Raw genomic sequence first — 3277 nt, 5'->3', positions numbered from 1 at the left:
TGATTTCGCCCATCGCCGCCGCCGCGCCGGAAGGGCCCCTGCTGCGTGCGAGCGAACTGGCCCTGTGCCGCCTGGGACAAGCGCCCGACGACCTGGCGGCGCGCATCCAGCGGCGCGGCGGTGGCGCGGCGGAGGATCTGCTGCACGCGCTGCGCCTGATCGCTGCAAGCGGTCATCTGGACCTGGCACAGGTGCAAGGCTATCTGCGGTGCGCGCACATACCGCTCCCCGCGCTACAGCGCCTGGGTTGGTGCCTTGCCACGCTTTGCGACCCCGTTCAGGCCCACCATCGGGCCGAAGCAAACGCCGCCATGGACCCGGGGTTGCGCTTGCAGGTGCTGGCCCTGGCAGGATTTCCACAGGCACTCATCGCCGTCGTGCGCGAGGTGACATCCCAGCCCGGGCCGGCCACCGCCCCGCAAATGGACGCATTGGCCGTGCTGCTGGGTGACGTACCGATGCAGGTGCGTGCCAAAGACGTGTCGCCACAAGAGCGGGAAAGCGCCCTGCGGCAACGCGTGCTGCAGGTGTTCCGCAACGCGCACATTCCCGTCGCCAACGATGCCAAGACCTGCGCATGGGAGGCGGGCCGCATGCTGGCCGAACCGGACCCTGCCCACAATCGCCGCCTTCGCTTCGGCCGCGCCGCCCGGCCCCGGGAAGACGGCGGCGCCGCCTTGCAGGCCCCGGTGCAGCAACTCGGCTCCCTGATGCGGCAGGCGCTCTACATCGAGCAATCGGTGCAGGCCCGCAAGCCCGTTGGCGCGGGCCTTTCGGCCTACGCCAGCACGCGCCACCAGATGCATGTCATCGGGCTGTCCGAATGGCTGGCCGAGGCGCACGCTGCACCGCGTTGAACATGGCCGACCTGCTCAACCTCACCCCGTTCGCCACGGCCGTCTATCCCCACGTGGACGACGAGGGCCGCCATGCCCGGCTGCTGGTGGTCAAAGGCGTCTGGGACCTGGACCGAGCCAACCGGCTGGCCGATGGACCCGGCCTGCTGGGCTTGCGTGACCGGGCACTGCCCCTGCGCATCGGCGACCTCGACCTGGAACCCGCACAGCGGGAAGCGCTCGGTGAACGCGCAGCGCAAGAAATCGACTGGCTGCCCTCCGACGCCGTTCCGCCCAAGCCCCGCTTCGATCTCATCGTCAGCGGCTACGCCCATGCAGCGCCCGGAAAGGCCGAGCATCGGTTCATGGCCGCTGTAGCGCATGGGACGCAGATCGTGGGCCTTACGCTGTGCGCGCCCCGTTTCTGGCGCAAGACCCTTCTCAAGGGCGGCGGGGGCATCCCCGGCGATTACCTGGCTGCGGTACGCCGCGTCCCCGTGCACCCTTGCTTTGCCTACGGTGGGGAAAGCGCCGGCGGCGAAACCCTCTACAACCCCCAGGGCATGGGCAGCACGGCAGGCCACGGCGGCGAAGGCATCGAGCGTGTCGCGTTGCCGTGGGTGGAACACCCCGACCATCCCGTGACCAACCTCACCCGCCATCCCCTGGCCGCCGGCTTCGGCCCCTGGCCGGAAAACGCAGGATTCCGGCTGCCGCACATGGGCACCCGGGACCTGCCCTGGCAGCGCGAACGCTCGCCCCGCCGTCCCAAAGACTTTCATCCGCTGTTCCACAACCAGGCCGAGCCCCGCTTGCAATGGGGCCGCGCTCCGGCCCCTGGCGACACCATCGCCTTGCACCAGTTCACACCCGAAGGGCCCACGCGCGCCATCTGGCCCAGCGTTCGTCCCCACGCCACCGTGGGCGGGCAATCGGCACCACCGTTGGTGGCGGACACCTGTGTCGTGGCCCCGCAAGAGGGCCGCTTCGCCATCGTCTGGCGCAGCCTTCTGCCGCCCGCCGGGGCCATCACCGTGCGCGCGTCCAACGCCTGAGGCGGCCACACCGCAGCCCTTTCCCGCTCTCGTCCAATGCCCCTTTACAGCCCCCGCCCCGTTCTGCAGATCGAGCACGCCACCCTGGTCACCAGCCTCGGAGACGATTGGCTGACCAGCGTGGCCGCCTTCACTGCGCGACGCAAGCACTTCCGGTACGCAGAGCTGGATGGCACCAAACTGCTGACCGCGCCCGCGCGCGACGTCGCCGGCGAATCCCGGGGACCGGCCCGCTTGAGAGAACTCCTGCGCGCCGCCTGGAGCCCCATGGCCACCTGGCTCCAGGCACTGCCGCCCGCGCCGACGCTTTATCTGCTCGCCCTGCCCGAATGGATGGCAACGCCCCCCGCTCAAACCCAAGCATCGTCGGCAACAGCGCAGCCACACGGCCCCGATCCACTGCAGGGGGCCATCGATGGGTTCGGCGCGCAATGCCGGCGTGCCGGGCTGCCCATGCTGGCCGTGCATGCCTTCTCGGGCGGCGCCGAGACCTGCCACACCGCTCTGGCCCGCGCCTTCCGGACGCTCGACCACGACCTGCCACCGGCGCAGATCGTCCTCATCGCCGCGGACTCCCTGTGCGACCAGGACATTCTGCTGCGCGATCACCGGGCAGGCCGCATCTACGACCGTGACCACGGCAGCGGCTGGGTGCCAGGCGAGGCGGCGGCCTGCCTGCTCTTGCGGCCAGCGGCAGGCTTGCACGCGGTGGCGCGCAATGCCCTGGCGCTGCATGCGCCCTGCATCAGCGACATGCCGGTTCCCTCGCCACGCTGGCCCAGCGATCGGCAAGGCGACGGCCGGGCATTGCAGCAGGCGATGGAAGGGGCGCTCGGCGCCGCCGGCCTGCGCAGCGCTCAGGTCAGCCGCCACCTGAGCGACAGCGACGGCAGCCGCTGGCGTCTGGAGGACGAAACCGCAGCGCTGGCCCGCATGACGGCCATGCCCGACGCGCAATGGAGCGCCGAACCACTGCAGCCGGCAGAGCTGCTCGGGCAACTGGGCGCCGCGTGGGGTGCCGTGCAATGGGCACTTGCACAGGGACTGCATCGCCACGGCCTGACCCGCATCGACCAGGCGCTGTGCACCGCACAGGACATTTCGGGGCGCTGCAGCGCAGGCGCCATGGAATGCGGGACCGGCACTTAGCCCAACGGCATCGAAACAGCACGACCAGACAATTCAAGGGAAGCACAGCGTGGGCAAGGTCTATATCGACGGTAAAGAAGTGGTGTCGCAAGCGGCGGCCGGCACGGTGAACAAGCCGGACGACTTCGTCTTCCTGCGCAAGAAGGACACGCCGGGCACCGCGCCCTACCGCAACGACAGCGGCTCCATCGGCAACCCGGCAGGCTCCACCTTTCATTCAGGCACGGATGTGGCGAC

General features: G+C 69.9%; 3 protein-coding genes and 1 pseudogene. All 4 read left to right on the top strand.

All coding sequences use genetic code 11. From position 1 onward, the window contains the following. Window positions 1–857: pseudogene (locus tag AVHM3334_RS23455) on the top strand (hypothetical protein); the annotation flags it as partial. A gap of 2 nt (window positions 858–859) precedes the next feature. Beyond that, entirely contained in the window at window positions 860–1891 is a 1032-nt protein-coding gene (locus AVHM3334_RS23450) for a DUF2169 domain-containing protein (RefSeq protein ID WP_284415844.1), read from the top strand. A 36-nt stretch (window positions 1892–1927) separates the two neighbouring features. After that, window positions 1928–3040 carry a hypothetical protein gene (locus AVHM3334_RS23445; protein ID WP_284415843.1) on the top strand — a complete coding sequence of 371 codons (1113 nt, stop codon included), beginning with the start codon at window positions 1928–1930 and terminating at the stop codon, window positions 3038–3040. 49 nt (window positions 3041–3089) lie between these two features. Beyond that, a partial coding sequence (locus AVHM3334_RS23440; RefSeq protein ID WP_284415842.1) for a hypothetical protein occupies window positions 3090–3277 on the top strand: 188 nt, incomplete at its 3' end.

The sequence above is a fragment of the Acidovorax sp. SUPP3334 genome (genome assembly GCF_030159055.1).
GTDB lineage: Bacteria > Pseudomonadota > Gammaproteobacteria > Burkholderiales > Burkholderiaceae_C > Paracidovorax.
This window is presented reverse-complemented; position numbering and strand designations above follow the sequence as displayed.